The organism is Parolsenella sp. (genome assembly GCF_982402205.1).
Map to the genome: position 1 here is coordinate 1 of NZ_CEVYAT010000206.1, position 1884 is coordinate 1884.

2 protein-coding genes are annotated in these 1884 nt (G+C 66.6%); both read left to right on the top strand.

Features of this window, described 5'->3' with window-relative positions:
* Positions 1-87: 87 nt before the first annotated feature.
* Positions 88-855, top strand: a complete 768-nt coding sequence (gene tpiA / locus AC1VTH_RS08055; RefSeq protein ID WP_481335652.1) for a triose-phosphate isomerase — start codon at positions 88-90, stop codon at positions 853-855.
* Between the two features lie 6 nt (positions 856-861).
* Positions 862-1884, top strand: a 1023-nt coding sequence (gene gpmI / locus AC1VTH_RS08060; protein WP_481335653.1) for a 2,3-bisphosphoglycerate-independent phosphoglycerate mutase, incomplete at its 3' end; no start/stop codon positions are given.

Below are 1884 nucleotides of genomic sequence, written 5' to 3' on the forward strand. Positions count from 1 at the left end.
ACAAGATGAGCTGGATCTCCACCGGTGGTGGCGCTTCCATGGAGCTCGTCGAGGGCAAGGCCCTTCCCGGAGTGGAGGCGCTTCTCAATGCCTAACCGTAAGCTTCTCATCGCTGGCAACTGGAAGATGAACAACGACGTCCACGCGGCGGCCAAGCTGGCCGACGAGCTGGCCCAGGCCCTGCCCGAGGTCCCCGCTGGCGTCGAGGTCCTCGTCTGCCCGCCTACCATTGACATCACCACGGTCCACGACCGCATCTCCGCCGCCCCCATCGCGCTGGGCGCGCAGAACGTCTACTGGGAGGAGAAGGGCGCCTACACCGGCGAGTCCTCCTGCGACATGCTCAAGAGCGCCGGCTGCACCTACTGCATCATCGGCCACTCCGAGCGCCGCGACTACTTCCACGAGACCGACGAGGACGAGAACAAGAAGGCCAAGGCCCTCGTGGCCGCCGGCATCGTCCCGGTCTTCTGCTGTGGCGAGCCCGAGGAGGTCCGCGAGGCGGGCACCTACGTCAAGCACGTGACCGACCAGGTCAAGGCTGGCCTCGCTGGTCTCGAGATCTCTGACCCCAACCAGCTCGTGGTTGCCTACGAGCCCATCTGGGCCATCGGCACCGGCAAGACCGCCACGGCCGACGACGCCCAGGAGGTCTGCGGCGCCATTCGCGAGACCCTCGCTGAGATTTTCGGCGCCGAGCTCGCTGACGGCATCCGCGTGCTCTACGGCGGCTCCGCCAAGCCCGGCAACATCGCCGAGCTCGTTGCCAAGCCCGACGTGGACGGCGCCCTCGTGGGCGGCGCCTCGCTCAAGGCTGCCGACTTCTCCCAGATGGTCGTCAAGGCGGGGGAGTAATCAGTTATGACTCAGCGTCATCTCCCTGCCCTGCTCGTCATCATGGACGGCTGCGGCCTGGCCCCGGCGAACGATGAGAACGCCGTCACCAGCGCGAGCCACCCCTACCTCGACTCGCTCTACGCCGAGTTCCCGCACACCACGCTGGGTGCCTCCGGCGAGGACGTGGGCCTGCCCGACGGCCAGATGGGCAACTCCGAGGTGGGCCACCTCAACATCGGTGCCGGCCGCATCGTGTTCCAGGAGCTCAGCCGCATCAACAACGCCATCAAGGACGGCTCCATCGCCGAGAACGAGGTCTTCGTCAAGGCCATGGACGACGTCAAGGCCTCTGGCAAGACCCTGCACCTCATGGGCCTTATGAGCCCGGGCGGCGTGCACTCGCACATGAGCCACGTCGAGGCGCTTGCCAAGATGGCCGCCGAGCGCGGCGTCAAGTGCGTTCGCGTCCACGCCTTCATGGACGGCCGCGACGTCGACCCGCAGTCCGGTGCCGGCTACATGGCCGAGTTCTGCGACTTCCTCAAGGACCTGTCTGCCAAGACCGGCGTCGACGCCCGCGTCGCCACCGTGTCGGGCCGCTACTGGGCCATGGACCGCGACAACCGCTGGGAGCGCATCAAGCGCGCCTACGACGTCATCGTCACGCCGGCCGCCGAGGACACCTGCCCGGTCGAGGGCATCAAGGCCTACTACGAGAAGGACCCGCGCGGCGACGAGTTCATCGAGCCGTTTGCCGCCCACAACGAGGGCGTGGCTGCCGGCGACGCGGTGATCTTCTTCAACTTCCGCCCCGACCGTGCCCGCCAGATGACCCGCGTCTTCGCCGACAAGGGCTTTGACGGCTTCGAGCGCGAGCAGATTGCCCTGTCGCACTTCGTCACGATTACCGAGTACGACCCGACGTTCGACGTCGAGGTTGCTTTCCCCAAGACCTTCCCCGAGAAGGTCCTGGCCGACGTCATTGCCGAGAACGGCTTGAAGCAGCTGCACACCGCCGAGACCGAGAAGTACGCCCACGTGACGTTC